Origin of the sequence: Roseburia sp. AM59-24XD, assembly GCF_003478445.1 — a bacterium.
In the GTDB taxonomy this organism is placed as follows: domain Bacteria; phylum Bacillota; class Clostridia; order Lachnospirales; family Lachnospiraceae; genus Jutongia.
Genome location: NZ_QUET01000015.1, coordinates 38,153 through 61,649 on the forward strand (window position 1 = coordinate 38,153; position 23,497 = coordinate 61,649).

A 23,497-nucleotide genomic window follows, 5' to 3' on the forward strand; every position below is an offset into this window, starting at 1 on the left:
GCTCCGGCATCAAAAACTCCCCATACAAATAGTTCATATGGGGAGTCTGTATATTTCTGTTATTTATAGATTACGTATCACGAAACCCGTTCAAACTGACTGTTATACAGGGAAGCGTAAAATCCATTCTGCTTCATAAGATCTTCGTGATTTCCGCTCTCTATAATGTCACCATCCTTCAACACCAGTATCAGATCGGCATTTTTTATGGTGGAAAGTCTATGTGCGATCACAAATGACGTTCTGTTTTCCATCAGCTTGTCCATTGCAGCCTGAATCTGCTGCTCTGTTCTCGTATCAACGGATGACGTTGCTTCATCCAGTATAAGCATCGGTTTATCCGCGATCATTGCCCTCGCTATTGTGAGCTGCTGCTTCTGTCCCTGTGACAGATTTACCTGATCATTTAATATCGTATCATACCCTTTGGGAAGTGTCCGGATAAAGTGATCAAGACCTACCGCTTTGCATGCCTGTTTCATCTTTTCTTCCGACACATTCTGTGTACAGTAAACTAAATTTTCCCGGACGGTTCCCTCAAAAAGCCATGTATCCTGTAACACCATACAAAACTGTGAATGTACGGTTTCTCTTTTGATCTGGTTTGTTGGTACGCCGTCGATCATTATTTTACCACCCTGTATCTCATAAAACCTCATAAGAAGATTGACCAGCGTTGATTTTCCGGCACCGGTAGGACCTACTATGGCTATTTTTTGTCCCGGTTTTGCCTTTGCCGAAAAATCATGAATAACGATGCGATCCGAATCGTCGTATCCGAATTTTACATGTTCAAAAGTTACCCCGCCTTTTACCAGCTCCAGTTTTTCAAGCTTACCATCTTCGTTTTCCATTTCCTCTGCCCCGAGGAACTCGAATACACGCTCTCCTGCAGCTCCTGCCGACTGCATCGACTGAACAGCCTGTGCCATCTGCGAAAGAGGCTGTGTAAAATATCGGACATACATCATAAATGCCACGATAACACCAAAGCTGATCCTTCCATCCAGTGCCATGGCACCACCCACTACGCAAACAGCTACATAGCCGAGATTTCCGATAAAATTCATGATCGGCATCATCATTCCGGAAAGGCACTGTGCCATAAAACCACTGTGCATTAATTTCTCATTTAACACGTCAAATTTACTTTGTGCACGTTCTTCTCCATTATACGCTTTTACCACGGTGTGTCCGGTATAAATCTCTTCAATATGCCCATTAATTTCTCCGAGATTCTTCTGCTGTCTCCGGAAATATTTCTGACTGCGCCCCATGATCGTAAACATAATCGCAAAACCGATCAGACTGGTGCACACCGCAGTCAGAGTCATCCATATATCGGTCTTTATCATCATAAACAAGCTTCCGACAAACAGGATCACAGCTGTGATCAGAGTTCCTATACTCTGATTTAATGACTGCCCGATCGTATCCACATCATTTGTCACACGCGAAAGTACATCACCGGTTGTCGTTTTATTATAAAATGACATTGGCAGCCGGTTGATCTTATACGATATATCTGACCGCATCTGTCTGGAAATCTTCTGTGTGATCGTTGACATGATCCAGCCCTGTAATGCGGACAAAATATAACTCAGAGCATACAGCCCCACAAGGAACAGTCCGATCTGCATGATCTTGTCCATATTGATCGAGGTTTTACCAGTCCGTGTACGCTGTCCGGCAGTTTATCAAAAGCCTTCAGTCTGCTTTCCTGCGCCTTCGCATCGATATCTGCCATCACTGCCAGCATATCGGACTGATCCTGTGCCGTAATAGTAACGCCGTCTACTTCTATGTCTGTATATAATGCCGCTCTTACAGACTGAGGTAATTTATTAATGATGTTTTGAGCAGCATCGGAGTTGTTTTTATTCATTCCCCGGATCAGCTTTAAAGCTTCTTTTTGATCCTCCAGCGAAATGTCAGAACCATTGATCTTAATCTCCGGTTTCATGTTCTGAGGATCTGACATATTCGCCGCTATCTTCCCAAGCACTTTCTGCATATTGTCCGAAATATTATCTGACACTGCTGTTGTTATCTTTTCCAGTTCGTCGGTATCCGGTTTGATGCCACTTGTAATTTCATCCGTCATATCAGAAAGCTTGTCCGGTCCGACAAGGGTGCAGACGGTTCCCACCGATGCACATATTACTGCAATGATGAAAAAAGCCGTATATTTCTTACAGTATCCAAGCAGCTTTTTCCATATTCCCACAAGATCCTTTGGTTTCTCTCCACCACGCATTGAACGCCCCATCGGGCCACGTCTTGGTCTATACTGTTTATTTTCCATTACGCAAGTTCCTCCTTTGAAAGCTGTGAAAGTGCGATCTGCCGGTAAACCTCGCAGTCACGCATCAATTCTTCATGTCTGCCCATTCCTGCTATCTTCCCATCTTCCAGCACAATGATCCTGTCCGCATCACGTATCGTTCCGATCCGTTGTGCCACAACGATTCTCGTAGAATCTTTGCAGGATTTTGCCAATGCTTCTCTCAATACCCGGTCCGTCTTATAGTCAAGTGCCGAAAATGAATCATCAAAGATTAAAATTTCCGGTTTTCTGGCGATGGCTCTGGCAATTGACATCCTTTGCTTCTGTCCTCCTGAGAAGTTGGAGCCTCCCTGTGCCACATATGCCTTACTTCCATCCTCCAGAGAATCCACAAACTCACTTGCCTGTGCAATATCAAGAGCTTTTTTTATATCTGTTTCTGAAGCATTTTTCTGTCCATTATCACCGTATGCTACATTTGACTCTATCGTCCCCGTAAACAGCGTTGCTTTCTGTGACACATAGCCTATCTTATTTCTCAATTCTTTCTGGGAATAATCCTTTACATTTACACCGTCGACAGATACCGTCCCCTCTGTTGCGTCATAAAAGCGCGGAATCAGATTTATCACTGTGCTCTTTCCGCATCCGGTTGCACCGATCAAAGCAACCGTCTCACCTTTTCCTGCGGTAAATGAAATATCCTTTAACACATCTTCCTCTGCATCCGGATATCGAAAAGATACCTTGTCAAATACAATTTCTCCTGTTTTGTCCGGATCGCCATGCACACCGGAACCATCTTCTATGGTAAGTTTTGTATCCAGTACCTCCTGAATACGGTTGGCAGCAACGGATGCCCTTGGAAGGATCATAAATATCATAACAAGCATCATAAATGACATAACAACCTGAATCGCATACTGTGAAAATACCATCATGTCAGAGAATATCTGAACCTTATCCACCATCCCGGCATCATTGATCAACACTGCTCCGATCCAGTAAATTGCCAGCGTAAGTCCACTCATCACAATCTGTATACCCGGCATCATAAATGCCAGTGTCCTCTGGGCAAACAGATTTGTTCCGGTAAGTGCCTCATTCGCATTTTCAAACTTATCTTCCTGATATTTTTCGGCATTATACGCGCGTACCACGGAAAGTCCCGTCAGATTTTCTCTTGTCACACGATTTAAATCATCCGTCAATGACTGTATTTTTTTGAATTTCGGTGTTACAAACATCAGACACACACCTACGATCAGGAGAAGCACAACCACTGCTACTGCCGTTGAAAATGTCCACTGCCATTTCTTATCGGATATTTTCATAATAGCCCAAACCGCCATAATCGGTGCCTTTACCAACATCTGAAGTCCCATAGCGATCAGCATCTGTATCTGTGTAACATCATTGGTAGATCGTGTGATCAGACTTGCCGTAGAGAAATGTCCAATCTCTTCCATCGAAAATGACTGCACCTTCGAAAACAGTTTTCCTCGTATCGTTGCCGCAAATGATGTCGCGATCCTGGCAGCGCATATTGCTGTCAGCACAGCTGATACGAGACTTCCCAATGCACAGAGAAGCATCTTCCCTCCTGCGGTAAGGATCTCATTCATGGTACTTCCATCTGTCTGCACCAGTCTTGTAATATCAGCCATATAGTCAGGAATTGTCAGATCAAGCCACACCTGAGCCACAACAAAAACAAGTGCAAGCACGATCAGTCCCCACTCCTGCTTTCTTAAATTTTTAAATAATTTAATCATTTGTTTATTACTCCTTTATACTTTTTTAACAAATATCTAACCCTTTGCTAACGTAGTTAGGTATTTATCGTTTAACAAAGTGTACAATAAAAATGTACACTTTAATTTTCCTATTTATGTTTATGCGATACAGATCAGAGATGATACACCGGCGGAGTAACAATTCGCCGGATTTCTTTATTGATTTCTATATATTCTAACAATCTGTCCTCTCCGATCTCGTCAATAACCTTTCCCATCTGCGCCTTCACGTCTGCCCACATGTGTTCAATCGTCTCTCTCCCATATTCGGTAAGCTTTACGATCGTTACTCTGGCATCAATCGGATCTTTCTCTTTTGTAATAAGACCCTTCGCAACCATCTTCTTTAGCAGTACTGCAACTCTGGCAGTACTGATGTCAAGACGGTCACTGATCATCCCTGCGGTAATAGAAGTATCTGCCGTATATAACAGTTTTAATACTGCACCGATCCCCGCTCTTGTGTCACCCATATGCTTATAGAACTCTCCCGGATGTGCCGCTGCCATTTGCTGAAGCAAATTGGATATTTGTTGATCTGTTGCCATACTACACCTCCGTTATCTAACTGGGTTAGATTATATTCGTATCCTCTCCTTTTGTCAAGCTTTTTTCACACCTTCACTTTCCTGACCGCATCTGCTTCCCGCAGAATCCGCTCTCTGCGCTCCCTCTGGAAAACAACGCGAAGCAGACGATACAGCCAGCATACCGGCAAAAGCCATTTATGCTTGTAAAAAAACGGATAATACTGATATGTCTCCATGCCCGGAAAAATACGTTTTATCACATAACGAAGCTTTGACGAACCGCCGTTTTACTGTACTTTTTCACATTATTTTCAATGCGGCGGTCAAAAGTACCATACACACCGGAGGTCATATAATATTGCAACATGTCTAACTCCTCCTGCGACAGCGCCTTTGTTATGATCTCCTTCGTTGTATGTGCTGCTGTATCCGGCACTCTCTCCTCTGCCAGCAGCTCCGCAAATGCATTGTCTCCAAATACCTTCCGGCACAACGCCCGATTTCTCTTTTCAAACTCTGACAGACCAAGTGTTTCACATTCCTTCTCGATATATGCAAAATCCATTTCACTATGTAGGCTCTCTAAATACACATAGAAATCCAACAGCGTCCGTATGCCGGTTCCGCCGCCCTGATAATGCTTATAGCCGTGACACATAATATAAATATAAAAGTCTTCCGGCTTCATATGATATCCATAGGAACTGCCCTCCTCCCGGATCAGCCGTTCCTTTACGTCACGGTAATACTGCTCCCAGTTATTGTCATGCGCAGCCCCGTACAACGCACGGTGCAGTTCAAAATTATAGACCGGTTCTTTTTCATAAACATCATGATTGCCTTCCCCAAACGAAATCACCTCATAACCAAGAGAAACCATATACTCCCGGACCTGCTCCGCAAAGGCTTCGTCAAACAATATGTCATTGTCAGACATCTGCCGCATCCCGACGGATGGGTAAAATTCCTTCAGAATAATGCCTTTGAGCGGCAGATACCAGATTCCCCGCTGCTCCATAAAAGAAAGGATCCGGGCGCGTTCCGCATCAAACAGGATCACCTTGCGTACCGCCTTTGCCATATCCTTCTCCCATGGGTCGGGCAATGGAACCCCCGCCTGCTTTAAAACAGTACTGGTGAGTGCCTCCACAAAATGATGCTTACTAAACCTGTACAACAGCATCCGCTTCCGGTCATCGGATTTGTATTGCTCCAAAATGTTTTGTTGCGGCTTTGTTTTGTTCACTCCACAGCTAAGCAGATAGAGCATATCATATTGTATCGTACTCATTGTTTGTTCCTTCACCGACGCCCTCCTTTACGATCCTTATGCGTTCTTCACGACAACTATAGTTCCTCAAAAAGCAGTCTATTTATGGATGATGTTCCTTATTCTCATCTTCAAACGCTTCCACAGGCTTCTGACCGGATAAAGCATGTACCAGAGCTTCGCATACAGCCGACAGCCTCCTGCATCTGCCGCATGCTCCTTACCATCGCGTACAAACGAGGTCATCACACCGAGAATATCCTGATCGGTAATTCCATATTCCTTATTCAGACAATTGTCTCCCAGAAATACATATCCATCCGGCAGCACCTTGACGATGCGGTGCAGTACATAAGCCCCATCTGCACGCTTGTAAAGTGCCACATCATACTTCCTGCATCTCCCCTGTTTCTTGGTGATCGTAAACAGATCTCTCTTCTGTCTGAGCAAAGGAAGCATACTGATCCCCCGGCAGGTATAAGTAATGTTCCCCTTTCGCTCCAGTTCCTGTTCAAATGTAGACTTTTCCATATCCTTCTCCTGTGCAACCATTCCATCCAACAACTGCTTTACTCCTCAATCGCTCCGATGCCTCTAAGCTTATCAAGCACATCCTCAACATCCCCTGTGATCTGCTCCTTTGACGCGTCATATTTTGCAAGCATCCTTTCGATGATCTCTTCCTCTGTTACGTCCTCCTTTAAGCATTCGACAATAAACCCTGCGGTCTTATTGCTTCTTACCATGCCGCTAAAGGACAAGCCTCCCACCGGAACGGTGATATGTTCATCGGCTCCCTCATGGGTAATAAATCCTTCTTTTAATCGCATATTGTGCCTCCTTATCTCTTTGAACGAATCCAAAACTGCTCAGACAAATGTAATCATGTACAATGGCAATGTAATAATTCCATCTTCGTTTACACCAATATTGCCATCTGCAAACTTATATCCAAAAGAAATATCTTTTTTATTTTTCAGAAGCGATTGTAATGAAGTTGCCCTTGTATTACCGCTTTTAACCTCAATAGGAACCACCTTTCCATCTTTTTGGATAATAATATCAATCTCTCTTTTGGATGTTTCATTTTTATAGAAGTATAACGAATACCCCTTCTTATACAATGCATCTGCGATCGCACATTCATAGATACCGACTTTTGAGTTTCCTTCTAATGTATTTTCAACAATGTGCTGCTTTAACGAAAAGTCTTTCATCGCCATCAGCAATGACAAATCTGTCGCATATGCCCTAAAAAAGTCTTCTCTTGCATAATCATCCAGATCAAATCTAACATCTGTCACGCGCTTGGACAAATGTACCATATCAGCGCGAAGTAACCACTCAATACTGGTAAAATATTTTTGTGCTCTGCCCCCATGCTCTACTTCCTTATATTGAAATTTATGATTTTCCTTATCTAATAACTGCTTGGCAAGAGAAAGGTAGCATTTTTCTGCTTTTACCTTCTCCTCTGCTGTTGCGTAATGTGCGATATCGTACAGATATCCCTGCAAGAGGCTTCTTTGAATTTTGTCAACCTCTCTAAAATCGTTTGTATCTATATATTTCTGTACCACTTCCGGCATGCCGCCTATTGCAATATACTGTCTGTAATAATTCATCATCCTCGAATGTATCGCTTCCGGTACCGCCGTTTTGGAATAAAGAAAACCGCATATACTCTCTATCATATCCTCCGAGATTCCCATGCCCCAAAGAAACTCTTCAAAATCCACTCCATACATCTTCAGATAATCAACATATCCAACCGGATATGAAGATGCTCGTTTGTAGTCTATTCCAAGAAGGGACCCTGATACGATCACATCATACCTGTTGTCGATTGCCCAAAACTTAAGTGATGTAATTGCTTCCTGACATTCCTGTATCTCATCCAAAAAAATCAGGGTCTTTCCCGGCGTGATCTTCTTTTCCGGAAAGCGGAACCGCATCGCCATAACCATGTTGTCCACCGTAAGATCTCCGCTAAAAATATCCATTGCCGACGGAAGCTGCTTGAAATTAATTTCAACCAACTCCTCATAGTTATCCTCCGCAAAACGCTCGATTATATAGGTTTTCCCAGTTTGTCTGGCTCCCTGTACGACCAGACATTTCTTTTCCTTTGTACGAATCCATTGATCCATAAAAGCTGTCACTTTTCTTTTCAGCATAAAGCACCTCACATCTATCTGTCAAAACATGTATCAACATTTTATCACTTCGAAATCGTGTTGCGTCAACATTTTGGAATATTAAAATGTATTTATATCAACATTTTACCAAATAATAACACGATAATTTCTTAGTGTCAAAGCTGAATCTTTCAATCACATATTGTGACTCCTTTTCACACTTGTCAGGACATAACGTTCATTTTGACGACATGTTCATTCCTGCTTCATTCCATTGTACGCCACTTCGACCGCTTCCTGACTAATATTACAGAAAAGCTCATAGAAGTTCGTTTTCTTTTTTAACTCCTCCAATACCATCACCGTAACCGCCAACACCCCCGCGTCGATCGGGCGATAGCACTGCTGCAGAAGCATCGGACAGGCTTCGCGTGCCGTAATCATCCGGATCGAATTATCATTTCCTCTTCTTAAAATGCAGATGCCAGCCAACGGTGCAGAGATATTCGTGCTCAGCCGGTGCTTTCCGTCCCACGGAGTTCCATATGCAAACACGCCCTCCTGCGTGATCCTGAGCAGCGGCTTATCATCGTTGATCATCACCGCCCGCTCTCCAAAATACTCCCTCCAAAGTCTTGTGTGGTAGATTTTCCGGTACCGCTTTTCGCCGTAAACAGATACGCTTTCCCATCCACTGCGATCACAGAACCATGAAACAATAACGTGTTATACATCGGCATCCATTCTGCAATCTTCCGATATACGGCAAGAGTTTCCAAATAGGCATCCGTGTATTCTGCCGCCTGTCCGTTCTGATCCGCTTCTCTCGCAGAACGCTTTCTCTCATACGCGATATCCTCGGGAGATGTCTGAATGATCAGATCTGCGAACGGATTAACGGTCTTATCTTCGTTTTCACTGCCGCCTGCCTTCTCAGTGTTCTCACAAATGTCTGAGATAATGTATTCTTTACAATATTCTCTTATCATGTCGTACAACGGCTTGATACAGATCCGTTTCTCTGCCAGTTGTATCGTAAATGATCTTTGTTCAGTCATCATGTATCCTTTCTGTATTCAACGCTTCGAAATATGTCCCATTCCGACTGTAAATATACGTGTCCGCAATGTTCTCTAAAATGGATTTTTAAATGACGCAATATAACAGAAAGGCAGGATTTCCCGCCCTTCTGTATCGTTACTGTTATTATTTTGCCGGAATAAACGGTAATTCTATCGTATCCGGACTTTTCTGATCGGAATCTTTATTATCCGATTTATCATTCTTCCCGCCAGAATCCTGATCATCCGATTTATCGTTCTTCTTCCCGCCAGAATCCTGATCATCCGATTTATCGTTCTTCTTTCCATCAGAAGTATTATTGTTGGACTTGGCATCCGTCTTACCGGAGCTGCCTGAGTTGTTGGAACCTGCCTGATCATCACTTCCGGTTCCCGTATTCTGCTGCGCATCGTCCTTAGGATTGTCTCCCTGAGGCTTCGACGGCTTTTGGATGTTTACCGCAGGCGAACTCTGATCCTGCTTTGCCTTACCGTCCTTTGCAACAATGCTGCTTTGATCGTCTGATTGTGCATTGCTTTTCTGATCTTCCATATCCGAAGCGTCCTCCGGTGCAGATTGCTCTGCAGAACTTTTCTCTCTCTGCTGTGCCGCCACACCATCCGCCTCTAAGTCGCCGCTTGCAATCGGCATCATCGGCAGATCGCCATTCTCACCGTTATCACCAGCCGTTGTCTGTCCCGACGCAGTGTTGTTACTTGCCGTTCTTTGACCGGCTTTCCGGGACAGTTCTGCAGCTCCAATCACAACTACCAACACAACGATGCAGATTCCTGATACTGTAATTATCTTTTTTCTGCTTTTCATCTCTTTCTCGCTTTCTACACAACTCCAGCATACTTTATCAATTTCCTATAATGGCGCCATCGGCACCTCACCCGGCTCAATCGGTGTCTCACCACTCGTTATAATAATATCCTCTGTTTCAAACTCTACAATCTCCATCTCCGGTGTTTCATATCTCTCTTTCATAATCTGATACTCCTTTCATTTTCAAATAAATTCTGTATTCATTTCCATGTACTCTTGCCATCCGGTTACCTTGATCATTCTCTTACTAATTGGATCGGCATACATCCTTTGCACTATATACATAAGCGCTGAATGCTTTTACCAGCGTCACCAGATCATCCGCATAGATCCCTTCTGCAGCCCGTAATACCTGATAACAGTACATCATTGCACAGTAATCGCCGGTCAATGTATTCGTGCCATCAGTTACGGTAAACGTTTTTGAATTCCCTAACTCATTCGCCCTGATATTTTTCAGAGACAGGATATAATACTGCCCTCGTTTCACCGGGGTAATCTCTTTTCCGTCTACTAAAAATGTCAGCTTTGACACATCCACTCCTTCCTTTGGTTCATAGAAGAGATTCAATGTGGTTTCCGATTTTAACACCATACTAAGTCCTGCAAATTGTCCAAGCACACCATTTTCAGCCTTAGTTGCAACATAATTATCAATATAACCCTCAAATCGATCCGGTATTTCCAACTCATCATCATTTAAATACTTATTCGCCAGCTCATCCACCGCCTTATTAAAATACTTCTGTGAGCAGGCACCATAATTCAGCATAGCCACAGCAAAGGGATAGGCATCCTGATACAAATCAACATGATCAATTAAATATTGTGCATAGTCTCTGACGGTATAGGTATATTCTTTGCCGACGTTTCCATTTCCATCAAACATCTGCGCCTTGATATCCTGTGTCATCTCATAGGATGATACCTCACATGGGAATTTGTAATATGTTTTCCCTTCATTAATCGTGGAGTTCGTCTGTGCCTCGGAAACAGGTACTTTCGTAATAGTTCCATTTGGAAGTGTAAACTGCATATACGCATCCTTATCTGCGATAATCTTATTCGACAACTCCATGTAGAAGTTAACGCCGATATTACCGGTAAGACTTAAGGAATAACCGGCAAGCTTTGCGCCGATGCCGTCAATGATCGCACCACAATCATCACATTTTCCATCATTGTCCGCATCTGGATGGTCACCATAGGTATTCTTCTCTGTATTGGAATATTCATAGGACACTGGCTCTCCCGGTTTGCCCTCACATCCTTTATAATCAGCGTTCTTATAAACTTTAGCTCCACCTAAGGTCGGATAGGTATCTGTTCCGATGGTCTGTCCCCAGACTTCATCGGACTGGTCAAGCTGTAAGAGATACGCAACCTCACCGGTCTTGTACTGCTCTGTTGTTTTTCCTTCAACCTTTTCGGTTGTTCCACCATCATATCCTATCGCTGTTCCTGTATAAATGGTACTGTCATAATAACAGTTTTTGATGGTTGCATTGGATTCATTACGTCCGATCACACCTCCTACATTAACCCCTGTACCACTGACACTACCGGTATTATAACAGTTTGTGATAGTTCCTTTACTATTATCTCCGCTCACGCCTCCTACATATCCACTACCACTAACACTACTACCGATATTATAACAGTTTGTGATGGTTCCTCCGTCATTATATCCGCTCACGCCTCCTACATGACGTTCTGTACCACTGACGCTACCGACATTATAACTATTTGTGATGGTTCCTCCGTTATTATATCCGTTCACACCTCCCACATAACCTTCGCTACCACTGACGCTACCGATATTATAGCAGTTTGTGATAGTTCCTTTACTATTATCTCCGCTCACGCCTCCTACAAATTCTAAGCCACTGACGCTGCCGGCATTATAACTGTTTATGATAGTTCCTTTACTATTACATCCGCTCACGCCTCCTACAAAACCGCTACTACCACTGACGTTTCCGGTATTATAACAGTTTGTGATGCTTCCGTTATCATTATATCCGCTCACGCCTCCTGCTGTTCCTATACCACTAACGCTGCCGGTATTATAACAGTTTGTGATAGTTCCGGTATAATTATTTCCACACACGCCTCCTACCTTGCTGGTACCATAGAAATAAGAGTCCAAAATACCTGCATTGGCAATCTTACCATTGTTACGACTGAACAATCCTACATTATAACTATCCTCTTGATTGAAATACAATCCACTGATGGTGTGGTTTTGTCCGTCAAATATACCAGTGTATGGACTTGCGCTAGTTGCAATCGGTGTCCATTCCTTAAATGTTCCCTCATTCAAGGTTCCATCCGGCTTCAGAACATTTTTATTCACAACAATATCCGCGGTCAGGACTGCATTTGCTGATGTATTCTGCGTCACTCCTGAAAGTGTACCATTTACAAGTCCTGCAAACCAATACAGCTGACCTGCATTGCTGATCTCGTAAACCTCATCCTTGCTACCGTCCCCATCCATATCATACTTGTCTGTGGTGAGATTTGCCGGCTGGTATACCTCATTACATGCACAGAAACCATTCTCGCCGATGCTGTGAGTTTCTGTTTCCTTCGTCACATATCCGATTGGACAGTCTTTGCACGCCACATTTTTTATATGCTCCTTGTCATCTTTCCAAGTGTATGTAACATCACCGTCTGTGTTATGTATATGCTCTGCTCCATCTACCAAAAGACTCGCACCTTCTGCCAAAGTGAGTTTCTCCGGATTGGTAATGCTCGCACCACTCTCAAATTCAATACTTTCTCCACTTGCAATCGTTAAATCTTCTTTTAAAGTAGCTTTACCATATACATATGTTTTCGTTACATTAACTTCCTTCTCATACTCTTTCCATTGTTTTGTGATAATAGAATTGCTGAAGTTACAATCGCTTAGTACAGGGTCTAGACAAGCTAAAGCACGACTAACCACAATCTGGCTTCCTGATACATTAATTGGTTGATTTGACCTAATCACCTTACCTTCGTATCGTTCTGTTGTTGCTTTCGCTTCAACATAACTGTCTACTATTTTGATCTTGTCACCACTGATTACCGTTGAAGAATCATCATTGGCTACCACATGACTATTTTCAATCGTTACGCTACCGCTGCAATCAATTTCGGAAGTCTCCAGCGTTGCTCCCATAATATTTAAATTATTATTTAAGCCATCGTCACCTACACTGATTGTTCCGCAACTTAGACTTCCATTATGATTGTTACCATTTATTTCTAATGTAGGCACAATTCCGCTTTCTGTTAAAATACTTTGAATCAACATTTCTGATTTCATAGTATTTGTTCCGGATAAGATAATCGAAAGATCACCATTCATACTTGTAATATGTCCAGAAATAGACGCATTTTCCAGTACAAGCTGATTCTTCGTGCGGTCATAATACCAATTGGTTCCCTGATATATCGTATCATTACCAGAGCCTTCATTATTTTGAAATTTCCCATTATCAATAATTTTTGTTGAGCCTATCGTCAAATATTGAGGAGTGGTTCCCACCGTAGCCCCCTCCGCCTTCGCATTCATCACGCCCCAGCCGCTCACATCCACTGCCGACAGCACCATAAGAACCGCCATCGCTCCGGCAAATATCCGCTTTGCCCCTCGTTTTCTTTGTTTTTGTTTCATATCTTCCTCCTTTTCCTTGCGATGTACTCCCGGTATCTTCGTTTAGAAGATTCCGGGAATACATTGTGTTATGCAGCGCTTATTTCCTTACCAGGCACACATAACAAACAGTTACTCCCTCTCTGTTATTCAGAGGTTTTCGCATAATTTAAGATCATTTCCTTTATTCTGAGAAGCTCCGGAGTATAATCCCTATTATCCTCCGCACCCCAGATAAAACCGCCCGCATAATAGGCACATGCCGTCATCATCGTATGCACGGTCACTCGCATAAATTCCTCTCTCGGAATATCCGTGCGGAACGTATGATCCTCCTTAGCTTTCTCATACATCCATTCCAGTCTCGTATCGACCGAATAGAGCGATGCATGAAATTCCTCCAGCTGCTCCTCTCTTACGCCTTCATGCGTGACATAATGATTGAAATTGTCATTATACTGCAACAGGTCTTTGTGATACCGGTACATGTCAATATAGCTGTCCAGTGTAAAGGTAAAACGGTCGATCGCCGGAATATCTCCGATCGATGACAATGGACGCTTTGCATCCAGCTCATCCAGATACTCCTTCCACTTGGCAGCACAGACAGCAACCACCAGCTCGAGCTATTCGCATAATAACGAAATAATGTAGCCCGCCCTATTCCTGCGGCACTTGCAATCTCTCCCATGCTGACCGGCTCGATCTTCTGTTCCACAAAAATTCGAAAAGCCGTGTCTATGATCAACCTTCTCCTCGCTTCTTTAAGACTTTCCTTCTTCTGTAACCGGCTCATAAAACAATCCTCCATGTGATACACCCTGTCTCAATTTTATATAAAGTTGGCTGTGTTGTCAACAAAATCAGAAAATGCCCCATCAGCAAAACACTGACGGAGGCATTTTATAGGCTATATTCTTTGAAGATGACCTACTCTCAAGATTTTATCTCCATAACATCATTTCATATAGCTTTGAATATAGCAATTTAATTTTTCTTCTGTATCGACACCATATTTATCAGCAACACTTTCAAAATAATTTTTAATTTCATCTTTGCTGATTATTTCTCTAGAAGGTTCTGAGGCTTCATATCCCATCCGGGCATTCTTCCAAGGATTTTCTTCATGTGTGATATCTTCTAATACTTTCCCACTATATTTTCCAAATGTGTTAATCACCAAATCAATGACCATTTTTTCGTGTTCATCCAATTCTTCAAATCTATCTTTAAAGATTGCAAATCTTTCATCTTCGATTGGATTATATTTGAAATTCCTAAACAAATCATATACTTCCTCATAAACCGGACCGTGAATCCAAGCCATGCAGTCCTCTTTATACAAAGGTTTGCCAAATAAAACCATATAAATCCCCTGTATAAAATAAAGAATCTTTTGAAGCGCCAATGGAGTAACTTCCCTCATTTGTTCAAATATATATGATATTGTTAATAACATTTTATCTGAAACACAAAATAACCCTGCTATTTCTTCAGCCGCCTTTATAGCTTTCTTATACGCGGTTTCTCCCATCTTCTCAGCATTATCATTCAAAAGTTTTATCATATAATTAGGTGACGACAGCGCTTTCTTAATAATATCAGAATACTTTTTGGAAGGCATCTGTCCTGACAAATATCTGGTAATTGTTATTTCTCCAAACCCCAGTGCAATTGATAAAGGTGCTTTCCCTATATTATAAATATCCATAATTTTCTGAATATCATCAATACTGATCAATCCTTCAGCCTGTCTATATTGTTCGTCAATAGATTTTATATTCAAATCGAAAAGACCTGGAATATCCATCTCCTTTCCACATTCATCACATACTGCAACAGCAATTTTAAATTCATAAGATTTGTCCTTAATTACTTTTTGTACAGTTTTCTTAATTATTTTGTATGATGTTTCTTTTCTGCATGAAGTACAAAAATCAAACTTTTTCTCCTTTACCATTTTATTGTCCTCCTTCTATTTTTCAATTGTCTATTTAAACATATACTTTATTGGATACTTCTGCTTGTGAAATGAAATTACAATTACATACCTTGATTCTAATTTATTAAACTTTATATACAGTGATACCTGTTCTTCTCCGGGCAAAAATCTACGCAACAAATTAACATTTTTGCCAAATACATATAACAGTTCATGCTCATACCCTCTATGAGTATTATGTCTAATCTCTGAGAAATCTGTAGCTTCAAGACTCAAAAGTATTTGTTTTCTCTTTTCCTCGCTAATAATATAATCTAAAAACAAATCCTGATTGTCTTTCCTGTTATCATTCATCTCTATTCGATAACAGCCCGCATTGATCGCTGCTTTTACTTCTTCAAGGTACTTTTCAATATCTGTAATTGTAATGTCCAAATTGTATCCCCTAATCTCTATGATGGTATTTTATCATTTTTCTATCACCACTATACTCTTATGATGTTTTTTTGTCAATATCCTATCATTACAAATCAAAAACATCTGGTCGCTTACAACCAGATATGGACGAAACATTATATTTAGAATAAATTTTGCTTTTTATAATATATAAACAGAAAACAAGCGTATCATAGACAGAATAGAACTTGTATGTTACATTGTATGATGTTGGGCTCAACAGGCATTTTGAGCCCAACATCATACATTTATAATTCCATAAACAGGAGGTTCCCATGGCAGAGATTATCCCAATTACTGATTTTCAGGCTCCGGAGCTTGACATATACGCACGCTGCTCCGAATCACAGCTTTTACATTATTATGAACCAAATGGCGGTATTTTTATCGCCGAAAGTCCCAAAGTGATCGAGCGTGCGCTGAATATGGGATGTGAACCGATCTCTCTTCTCGCTGAAACAAAGCATCCGGACACCAAACTTGCCGGTATCATATCCCGATGTCCGGATATTCCGGTTTACACAGCGCCCTATGAGATATTAACAAAGCTGACCGGCTTTGCTCTCACAAGAGGTGCGCTCTGTGCAATGCGCCGTCCTGCTTTAAGATCCGTCGAAGAGCTCTGCCGGAATGCCAGACGAATCGCCATCCTGGAGGACGTTGTAAATCCCACGAATATCGGTGCTATTATCCGATCGGCTGCAGCACTCCACATGGATGCAGTCCTTCTGACACCTGCCTGCAGTGATCCGTTTTACCGCCGTGCCACCCGCGTGAGTATGGGAACTGTTTTTCAGATTCCGTGGACCTATCTGCCATCCGGTCCATCCTCTGCCACAGAGCAAGACAACGCATCCGCCGGATCATATATAAAACAGCTTCAGGAGCTTGATTTTATCACGATTGCCATGGCACTCAAGGATCAGTCTCTGTCCATTACGGATCCCACGCTTGCAAATGCTTCGAGCTTGCCATCGTCCTCGGAACCGAGGGGGAAGGTCTTTCGCAGGAGACAATTGATGCCTGTGACCACACTGTGATGATCCCCATGTCCCACGGTGTCGATTCCCTTAATGTGGCTGCTGCCAGTGCAGTGGCTTTCTTTGAGATCACAAAGGATTTGTAACACTGTTCATCAATTCATCTGCTTTAATTGAATACGCATAGGCAAGAGGATTTCTTTTCTTCAAAGATTTTAATGCTTTTGACACGATTCTATCTGTATGCTGCTTTTTTATATATTCATCAGCATTTTCAATTTTTTTATATGGTACATTTGCCATCAAACATGCTGATATATACATTAAACTCGGAGCATATGCAGACGCCACTTCTGCAGAATAATCAAGCGAATAAATATGTCCGGCTAAGCTTCTGATTCCTTTCAGATAACTTTGATAGTCCTCCGTACAATACATGCCTCTGCTTGCAATACATACAGATGCCTGGTAGGTATCCATAAGAACCTCTTTTGCTGTAACATCAATTCCTCGATATGCAATTTCATCTTCTACTATTTTATAATACGTTCCATAGACAATATTAAAATCATCGAAAACATTAATTAAAGAATATACGTCAAACATCTGTTTCATTATTTCCAGATCTTTTCTTGTATCGATCAGGACGCCTGTAGTATGTGGTGCAAATGCAGTCAACTTGTCTGCCAAAATACTATTAATATCCGGAACTTTTACCTGTAAATATTTCGGTTCTGTAATCAACAATTCACAATCAATATCTTTTTCTATTGTATTTCCATACTTACTTGACTCAAATAAAATATCTAAAATAATTTCTACAGGTTCTTTCATCCTGGGTGAATCAAACTGAAACTTAAAATGTCTCTTTTCTATATTGTTTTTTCCTTTACGAATTTGTTCCTCATAAGATTTAAATGAAAATATCTTGGCAGCTTTTTCAAGATACTTATCAACTTCCGTACCTGGTTCTACAATAATATCAACATCCGTAGATAACCTCATTGGTTTATCAAGAATTAAAAGAAGTGATGTCCCTCCTTTAAAAATAAACGGTAACTCAACTTTTCTAAGTGCTTCCAGTAACCCAAATGCAAATAATACCCGTTCAATCAAATTTGGATCTCTTTTGCTCGATTTGTACAAATCCATAATATGCTCTACACTATAATTTTCTCTTGTAATCATCCAAAACTCCTTTACCCTAATCGCAATTTTACATTTGTTTCTTCCTCTATAAATTTTCTGATTTTATCTGCACTTTTACGTCTTCTTGCATATCGAAACAACTGACTCTCGTCCACAACATAAGAATCAAATGCTGTTTCATAAATAGCCGGATACTCTGATTCACCAAACATTGCTTTTACCAGATTTTCCGAAAAAATATCTACCAGCAATTTTTCTAAATCTGTATGCCAGACTTCTTCCTTCCCTTTGGGTGATTCCGTCAAAAGATTTCTAAAACAATTATATCATCCTGTCTGTAATGAAAGAAATCCTCTTCTGTCGGGTTAATAAGAATTTTACCCTCGTACTCTTTTTTTAATCGTTCAAATACAGAACTGCATAATTCTTTTTCTACAAAAACAAAAATAACATTATGCGCAATTTGGTGATTCAAAAAACGATTCATCTGATACAGTTCTGCAATTCTGAAATCCAAATCATAAAAATCTTTATTTAAAATTCCTGAAATATGAATCGACGTTCTCGAATAATCGTATTCATAATCTCTCAGCTCGCCCTTTATGCAGTATGCATTTCTGCCAATACGGGCTATTTTACCGGATTCCAAATATTTTTTTAAATATTTTTCCATGGTACTTTTACTCATGTTTCCTATATTTTCCATAAATATCTCAAATAAATATTTTTTGTTAAACATTGATAATCCGTATAGTGATCTAAGGTTTTCATCCATATGTCAATCACCTCCCAAAATACATTTTCGGCATTTTTCCAAATTAGTGCCGTTTTTATATTCAGTATGATATCATTTCCGTTTCCTTTTGTAAATACAAATTCGCACTATTTTACAATAGTGCCGAATTTGTATCCATTATTTATTTATGATTACTAAAAATATCTCTAAACATTCTGTTCCCGTGAATTACACAAACTTCATAACGTCCTCTGTAATCTGCTCCCTAGTCAGCCGGTTCTCCTTCACAACTTCAGCAGCGTCATAACGGTCTAAGAATTCCTTCTTCAGTCCGTAGTTTAATACCTTCATGTCGGAGTCTCCGTAGAAACGTGCAATCTTCTCACCGAAGCCTCCATCCAGGATGCCGTCCTCCAGCGTGATCACAACATCATGATCCTTCTTAAGATTCTCTAACATGTCCTGATCAATACCGGTAATATAATATGGATTGATCACGGTTGCCTTTGTGCCTGTCTTTTCCTCAAACTCCTTTGCAACGCTCTGTCCCAGAGAATAAAAGGTACCAAGACCGATGACTGCCACCTTCTGTCCCTTCTGGGTGATCTCATATTTATTCAGGTCAGAGAAATCCTTCGTTACCTTCTGTCCGTCAGACACAACAGGACCACCCGGAAGACGGATCGCTACCGGATGCTCATTCTGCTCCAGACTCCAGTCAAGCATCGCCAGATACTCTTCCTTGGTGGTTGGTGCCAGATAAACAAGGTTTGGAATATTTGCCATCATCGGAATATCATACAGACCGAGATGTGTCACATCGTTCATTCCGTAAACGGTTCCCCAGAAGGTTACGATCGTTGCGGCATTATTGTTAATGCAAAGATCCTGTGCGATCTGATCATAGGTTCTCTGTACGAAGGTGCTGTATACACCCCAGACCGGCTTTCCACCGTTTGCGGCAATTCCGGATGCAAGTGCAACGGCTGTCTCCTCAGCGATTCCCACATCGACAAACTGCTTGCCTGCCAGATCACGCTTGTCCTTGGTAAAGCCTAAAACGGTCGGTGTTGCAGAGGTGATCGCAACAACAGCCGGATCCTTCTTCATCTTATCAAGCAGAAATTCAGCCGTAATATCGGAATAATCCTCGCCCTGCGGCTGATCGAGCGCCTCTCCGGTCTCAATATTAAATGGTGCATTGTAATGCCATGCCTCTTTGTTCTGCTCTGCCGGCGCATAGCCCTTTCCTTTGAGAGTTTTGATATGAACGACAACCGGCTTGTCGCTGTCCTTTACACTCTGAAATGCCTCGATCAGCACCTGCACATTGTTGCCCTCATCAACGTACACATAATCCAGTCCCATTGTGCGGAACAGATTGCATTCTGCCTGTCCCTTTGTGTCGCGCAAAAGCTTCAGATTGCTGTATAAGCCTCCATGATTTTCAGCAATGGACATATCATTATCATTGACAACAATGATCAGATTGCTCTCAAGCTCTGCAGCAAAATCCAGTCCCTCTAATGCCTCACCTCCACTGAGAGAACCGTCTCCGATCACAGCGATCACATTGCCTGTTCCGCCGTTAAGGTCACGTCCCTTTGCCATGCCGCATGCCAGACTGACAGAGGTAGACGTATGACCTACCGTAAAGTGGTCATGCTCACTTTCCTGCGGACTGCTGTAGCCGGTCACATCATCGTAATGCTCTTCATACAGATACGCATCCTTTCTGCCGGTCAGCATTTTATGTGGATATGTCTGATGGGACACATCAAATACAATCTTATCCTTTGGTGATTCAAACACGTAATGAAGTGCAATCGTTGCTTCCACCATTCCGAAATTCGGCCCGAAATGACCGCCATGGATACTTGCTCGTTTTAAAAGAGCCTGTCTCATCTCATCTGCGAGCTGTGTCAGCTGCTCTCCGGATAACTTCTTCACGTCCTCAGGTCCATTGATCTGCTCTAAATACATGTTCTTTCCTCCTTGTTTTCTCATTTATTTCTACCGGAAACCGGTTGTAAAAAAACTTGCGTCGTTTCACCCAACAACGCAAGTATAACACTTAAAGTTCACTTTAAGTCAAGTTCTTTGAGATCGACTTTTGTAAACTTTATAATATTTTTATTTTTGGTCGGTAATCTGCCTGCGGATCGCCGCATACTTTCTCGTGGAGATCGGCACACTGCTGCCATCCGTCATCACTGCCTCATACCTTTTGACCGACTGCACAAACGCCGGATTGATCAGATGACTCTTGTGGATGCGCAGGAAGACATCCGGGTATTTCTCCTGTATCGCAGAGATTCCCTCCGAGCTTTCATAGATATTATTCACACAGTAAATCTCGGTGTAATGTCCCATACTCTTCACATGAAGCACCTCATTGTCCGCCAGATATAAAAGACTGTTGTCCCTGCCCCGGATCATCAGATGCTTTACAGCAGGCGTTATGCTAAACATCTTTGCGACCGGCATATCCGTAAAATGTACGGGATAGATCACGTCTCTGCCATCCATCGGGATCGCATTCGCAATAAAGCAGGTTCGGATCTTCGGCTCAACGCTGTAATGCCCGTCTTCAGCCGTCTGCCGGACCTCCTTCCAGTTTAACAGGATCCTCTGGTCACAGCGGATCACTTTATTGTCCGGATAAAAGGTATCCACCAGGAAGGTCACAAGGATCTCACAGGTGTCCCGCTCCTTCCACAGAAGCGATGATTTCATATCAATCGTCTCAAAGGTCAGCGGATTATCCTCCTGCGCAAATGTCTGCGTGAGCAGCTTTTTAGAATGAATAACCTGCCCCTCGCACGGTCCGTACCAGTCAATTTCCTCATGCATAACGTCCACAAAGGGCTGAATATCATTTTGATAATAATGCACGATAATGTCCATACTTTTGGACACCAATTCGGATGTGTTCATTCCCTTGTCCTCCCATTTCCGTTCTCACCCGTAGCATAATTATCTTATAAATATCAAAAAAAATCAAGAAGAGCTCCCTTTCATTTTCTATTCCACCGCTTTGTCTTCTTTGGCACAATATTCAAAGAAATCAAAGTCCGCATAATGCTTGTGTTTTACGCGGTCCGCACAGGTAATGCCGACCATTGTTCCCGTGAATTCTCCGTATTTGCAATACTCATCGGAGAACTTTGTCGTGTCAAACGGAATGCCGATCTTTTCGTAATGGGAGCCATCATATCCCCAGTAAAACTGTGAATGTTTTCCGTTAATTTCAAGGCGGAAATAGATCGGTACATCATCTACGCCGGTACGGGTATTAACAAACTCTGTCTTCACCCCGTTTTCCAATGCTATAATGGAGATGGCACTCTGTCCGAGCGTCTCGCTGTAATATTTGCGCAGGTTGATATAATTCATATTATCATAGTACAGGATCAGTCCTGCGGAATGCTGATGCACCTCCGGCACAAATTCCATTTTGGTCGTGATCGTCGCATAAACGCTTGTCAGCTTTCTTGCAAGAATGCTCACCTTATTCAGGGAGGTTCTTGACTCCTGTCCCCTTAATCGGACATACCCTTTTCGTGCATGAATATCGGCAAAGCTCTGTGGCATGATACGCGGTGCATAATAGAAATTGCCAAGCTCCTCGTCGTCAAAGTCATCAAAATCAGGGATCTGCGGTACCTTGTATTCCGGCAGTGCACTCTCCTCGCAGTATTCCTTTGCGATATTGGTGCCGTCCGCCATACGCAGCCAGCCGTCCGGCGTCCACTCCATTTTCTGGATCGCCGTCTCACGTCCCAGTGTGCAGCGAAGCTCCGGTCGGAATGGTCTTGAGCACAGATGCACCAGATATATCTCACCAAGCTGTGTCTCGACATAGCTGCCATGTCCCGCCTTTTGCAGCACGACATCCGGGTTGAAATATTTCGGTTTCAGATGATCCGGATCGTGTCTTTCATTGGATACCACCGGATTGGAGGTTACGATCGGATTCTTCGGATCTCCCTCATACGGTCCCCATACATTTTGGGAACGCCCCATCGTCACACAATGGTTATAGCCTGTACCACCCTCGGCACACATAATATAATAACAACCGTTCCGTTTGGTAAGATGCGGTGCCTCGATGCAGCCACGGTCTGTGCCTCCACGCCAGATGCGCTTCGGATAGCCGATGATCTCCTTTTTCTCCGGATCATACTCGGAAAGTGCGATCACGCCCGGCTTCTCATAGCCCTCTCTTGTCTCCCAGTCCAGAGAAACAATATATTTTCTGCCGTCATCATCGTGAAGGATCGATGCATCAAAGCCGGAGGAATGCAAATAAACCGGCTCACTCCACGGTCCCTTAATATCCTTTGCCGTGATCAGGAAATTATCCACATCAAAGTAACGTGCATTCATCGAATTCATCACACCGTAGATCACATAGAACAGATCCTCCTGCTCGCAGTAGGTCAGGCATGGTGCCCATATTCCCTTAGCGGACGGCAGCTTCTTCAGATCAGGATTACTGTCGTCTGTCAGCACATGTGTATAAAGCTCCCAGTTTTTCATATCTCTGGAATGATAGATCGGGATTCCCGGAAACCATTCAAATGTCGATACTGCGATATAGTAATCATCTCCCTTTCTGCAGATGCAGGGATCCGGATTAAAACCCGGTAAAATTGGATTTCTAATCATCTT

22 protein-coding genes and 2 pseudogenes are annotated in these 23,497 nt (G+C 42.3%); 1 reads left to right on the forward strand and 23 read right to left on the reverse strand.

Annotated features, from left to right (window positions below; all coding sequences use genetic code 11):
- Window positions 1-77: 77 nt before the first annotated feature.
- The 17 genes and pseudogenes from DXA20_RS08705 to DXA20_RS08775 form a co-directional block, all read right to left on the reverse strand.
- Window positions 78-1,652, reverse strand: coding sequence for an ABC transporter ATP-binding protein (locus DXA20_RS08705; RefSeq protein ID WP_118560133.1), 1,575 nt, complete (start codon window positions 1,650-1,652; stop codon window positions 78-80).
- Window positions 1,601-2,305, reverse strand: coding sequence for a hypothetical protein (locus DXA20_RS08710; protein ID WP_118560135.1), 705 nt, complete (start codon window positions 2,303-2,305; stop codon window positions 1,601-1,603). The genes DXA20_RS08705 and DXA20_RS08710 overlap by 52 nt, the downstream gene beginning before the upstream one ends.
- Window positions 2,305-4,062 (reverse strand): ABC transporter ATP-binding protein, encoded by a 1,758-nt coding sequence (locus DXA20_RS08715; protein ID WP_118560137.1) that lies wholly within the window; start codon window positions 4,060-4,062, stop codon window positions 2,305-2,307. The genes DXA20_RS08710 and DXA20_RS08715 overlap by 1 nt, the downstream gene beginning before the upstream one ends.
- A 134-nt stretch (window positions 4,063-4,196) precedes the next feature.
- Window positions 4,197-4,631 carry a MarR family winged helix-turn-helix transcriptional regulator gene (locus tag DXA20_RS08720; RefSeq protein ID WP_118560139.1) on the reverse strand — a complete coding sequence of 145 codons (435 nt, stop codon included), beginning with the start codon at window positions 4,629-4,631 and terminating at the stop codon, window positions 4,197-4,199.
- Between the two features lie 65 nt (window positions 4,632-4,696).
- On the reverse strand, window positions 4,697-4,873 hold the full coding sequence (locus DXA20_RS16165; RefSeq protein WP_158577177.1) for a hypothetical protein: 177 nt from the start codon (window positions 4,871-4,873) through the stop codon (window positions 4,697-4,699).
- Complete coding sequence (locus tag DXA20_RS08725) at window positions 4,870-5,919, reverse strand: nucleotidyltransferase domain-containing protein (RefSeq protein ID WP_147403727.1); 1,050 nt, start codon at window positions 5,917-5,919, stop codon at window positions 4,870-4,872. The genes DXA20_RS16165 and DXA20_RS08725 overlap by 4 nt, the downstream gene beginning before the upstream one ends.
- A gap of 63 nt (window positions 5,920-5,982) precedes the next feature.
- On the reverse strand, window positions 5,983-6,444 hold the full coding sequence (locus DXA20_RS08730; protein WP_330420723.1) for a S24/S26 family peptidase: 462 nt from the start codon (window positions 6,442-6,444) through the stop codon (window positions 5,983-5,985).
- 8 nt (window positions 6,445-6,452) lie between these two features.
- Window positions 6,453-6,713 carry a PqqD family protein gene (locus DXA20_RS08735; protein WP_118560143.1) on the reverse strand — a complete coding sequence of 87 codons (261 nt, stop codon included), beginning with the start codon at window positions 6,711-6,713 and terminating at the stop codon, window positions 6,453-6,455.
- A gap of 39 nt (window positions 6,714-6,752) precedes the next feature.
- The gene (locus DXA20_RS08740) at window positions 6,753-8,060 is read right to left on the reverse strand and encodes an ATP-binding protein (RefSeq protein ID WP_118560145.1); all 1,308 of its coding nucleotides are present in this window, start codon (window positions 8,058-8,060) and stop codon (window positions 6,753-6,755) included.
- Between the two features lie 216 nt (window positions 8,061-8,276).
- On the reverse strand, window positions 8,277-8,621 hold the full coding sequence (locus tag DXA20_RS08745) for a hypothetical protein (protein ID WP_118560147.1): 345 nt from the start codon (window positions 8,619-8,621) through the stop codon (window positions 8,277-8,279).
- On the reverse strand, window positions 8,621-9,079 hold the full coding sequence (locus DXA20_RS08750; protein ID WP_118560149.1) for a hypothetical protein: 459 nt from the start codon (window positions 9,077-9,079) through the stop codon (window positions 8,621-8,623). The genes DXA20_RS08745 and DXA20_RS08750 overlap by 1 nt, the downstream gene beginning before the upstream one ends.
- Window positions 9,080-9,227: 148 nt before the next feature.
- Window positions 9,228-9,908 (reverse strand): hypothetical protein, encoded by a 681-nt coding sequence (locus DXA20_RS08755; RefSeq protein WP_118560151.1) that lies wholly within the window; start codon window positions 9,906-9,908, stop codon window positions 9,228-9,230.
- 250 nt (window positions 9,909-10,158) lie between these two features.
- Window positions 10,159-13,581 (reverse strand): GLUG motif-containing protein, encoded by a 3,423-nt coding sequence (locus tag DXA20_RS08760; protein WP_118560153.1) that lies wholly within the window; start codon window positions 13,579-13,581, stop codon window positions 10,159-10,161.
- 125 nt (window positions 13,582-13,706) lie between these two features.
- The gene (locus tag DXA20_RS08765; RefSeq protein ID WP_243100594.1) at window positions 13,707-14,177 is read right to left on the reverse strand and encodes a TetR/AcrR family transcriptional regulator; all 471 of its coding nucleotides are present in this window, start codon (window positions 14,175-14,177) and stop codon (window positions 13,707-13,709) included.
- Between the two features lie 65 nt (window positions 14,178-14,242).
- A pseudogene (locus DXA20_RS18650) lies at window positions 14,243-14,371 on the reverse strand (hypothetical protein); the annotation flags it as partial.
- A 147-nt stretch (window positions 14,372-14,518) separates the two neighbouring features.
- Window positions 14,519-15,520: a type II toxin-antitoxin system antitoxin SocA domain-containing protein gene (locus DXA20_RS08770; RefSeq protein WP_118560155.1), complete on the reverse strand. Its 1,002-nt coding sequence runs from the start codon at window positions 15,518-15,520 to the stop codon at window positions 14,519-14,521.
- Window positions 15,521-15,550: 30 nt separating this feature from the next.
- Entirely contained in the window at window positions 15,551-15,937 is a 387-nt protein-coding gene (locus tag DXA20_RS08775) for a hypothetical protein (RefSeq protein WP_118560157.1), read from the reverse strand.
- A gap of 296 nt (window positions 15,938-16,233) precedes the next feature.
- On the opposite strand from DXA20_RS08775, the pseudogene DXA20_RS08780 reads away from it, so the two are divergent.
- A pseudogene (locus DXA20_RS08780) lies at window positions 16,234-17,084 on the forward strand (TrmH family RNA methyltransferase).
- Here DXA20_RS08780 and DXA20_RS08785 read toward each other — a convergent pair.
- From DXA20_RS08785 to DXA20_RS08810, 6 genes are all read right to left on the reverse strand, one after another.
- On the reverse strand, window positions 17,068-18,126 hold the full coding sequence (locus DXA20_RS08785) for a nucleotidyl transferase AbiEii/AbiGii toxin family protein (RefSeq protein ID WP_118560159.1): 1,059 nt from the start codon (window positions 18,124-18,126) through the stop codon (window positions 17,068-17,070). The pseudogene DXA20_RS08780 and the gene DXA20_RS08785 sit on opposite strands and share 17 nt — an antisense overlap.
- An 11-nt stretch (window positions 18,127-18,137) precedes the next feature.
- A complete protein-coding gene (locus tag DXA20_RS18655; protein WP_118560161.1) occupies window positions 18,138-18,392 on the reverse strand; it encodes a DUF6577 family protein in 255 nt (84 codons plus the stop codon).
- Window positions 18,389-18,862 (reverse strand): DUF6577 family protein, encoded by a 474-nt coding sequence (locus DXA20_RS08795; protein ID WP_118560163.1) that lies wholly within the window; start codon window positions 18,860-18,862, stop codon window positions 18,389-18,391. Before DXA20_RS08795 ends, DXA20_RS18655 begins: the two co-directional genes overlap by 4 nt.
- Window positions 18,863-19,051: 189 nt before the next feature.
- Window positions 19,052-20,806 (reverse strand): 1-deoxy-D-xylulose-5-phosphate synthase, encoded by a 1,755-nt coding sequence (locus tag DXA20_RS08800; protein ID WP_118560165.1) that lies wholly within the window; start codon window positions 20,804-20,806, stop codon window positions 19,052-19,054.
- A 150-nt stretch (window positions 20,807-20,956) separates the two neighbouring features.
- Entirely contained in the window at window positions 20,957-21,760 is an 804-nt protein-coding gene (locus DXA20_RS08805) for a LytTR family DNA-binding domain-containing protein (protein ID WP_118560167.1), read from the reverse strand.
- 87 nt (window positions 21,761-21,847) lie between these two features.
- Window positions 21,848-23,494, reverse strand: coding sequence for a glycoside hydrolase family 43 protein (locus DXA20_RS08810; protein ID WP_118560169.1), 1,647 nt, complete (start codon window positions 23,492-23,494; stop codon window positions 21,848-21,850).
- Between the last annotated feature and the right edge of the window lie 3 nt (window positions 23,495-23,497).

Bases quoted from the DNA above. Each gene is read 5' to 3' on its own strand.
- DXA20_RS08705 (WP_118560133.1), bottom strand. From the start codon at position 1,652: ATGGACAAGATCATGCAGATCGGACTGTTCCTTGTGGGGCTGTATGCT.
- DXA20_RS08710 (WP_118560135.1), bottom strand. From the start codon at position 2,305: ATGGAAAATAAACAGTATAGACCAAGACGTGGCCCGATGGGGCGTTCA.
- DXA20_RS08715 (WP_118560137.1), bottom strand. From the start codon at position 4,062: ATGATTAAATTATTTAAAAATTTAAGAAAGCAGGAGTGGGGACTGATC.
- DXA20_RS08720 (WP_118560139.1), bottom strand. From the start codon at position 4,631: ATGGCAACAGATCAACAAATATCCAATTTGCTTCAGCAAATGGCAGCG.
- DXA20_RS08735 (WP_118560143.1), bottom strand. From the start codon at position 6,713: ATGCGATTAAAAGAAGGATTTATTACCCATGAGGGAGCCGATGAACAT.
- DXA20_RS08740 (WP_118560145.1), bottom strand. From the start codon at position 8,060: ATGCTGAAAAGAAAAGTGACAGCTTTTATGGATCAATGGATTCGTACA.
- DXA20_RS08745 (WP_118560147.1), bottom strand. From the start codon at position 8,621: ATGATCAACGATGATAAGCCGCTGCTCAGGATCACGCAGGAGGGCGTG.
- DXA20_RS08750 (WP_118560149.1), bottom strand. From the start codon at position 9,079: ATGACTGAACAAAGATCATTTACGATACAACTGGCAGAGAAACGGATC.
- DXA20_RS08755 (WP_118560151.1), bottom strand. From the start codon at position 9,908: ATGAAAAGCAGAAAAAAGATAATTACAGTATCAGGAATCTGCATCGTT.
- DXA20_RS08760 (WP_118560153.1), bottom strand. From the start codon at position 13,581: ATGAAACAAAAACAAAGAAAACGAGGGGCAAAGCGGATATTTGCCGGA.
- DXA20_RS08770 (WP_118560155.1), bottom strand. From the start codon at position 15,520: ATGGTAAAGGAGAAAAAGTTTGATTTTTGTACTTCATGCAGAAAAGAA.
- DXA20_RS08785 (WP_118560159.1), bottom strand. From the start codon at position 18,126: ATGATTACAAGAGAAAATTATAGTGTAGAGCATATTATGGATTTGTAC.
- DXA20_RS08795 (WP_118560163.1), bottom strand. From the start codon at position 18,862: ATGGATGAAAACCTTAGATCACTATACGGATTATCAATGTTTAACAAA.
- DXA20_RS08800 (WP_118560165.1), bottom strand. From the start codon at position 20,806: ATGTATTTAGAGCAGATCAATGGACCTGAGGACGTGAAGAAGTTATCC.
- DXA20_RS08805 (WP_118560167.1), bottom strand. From the start codon at position 21,760: ATGAACACATCCGAATTGGTGTCCAAAAGTATGGACATTATCGTGCAT.
- DXA20_RS08810 (WP_118560169.1), bottom strand. From the start codon at position 23,494: ATGATTAGAAATCCAATTTTACCGGGTTTTAATCCGGATCCCTGCATC.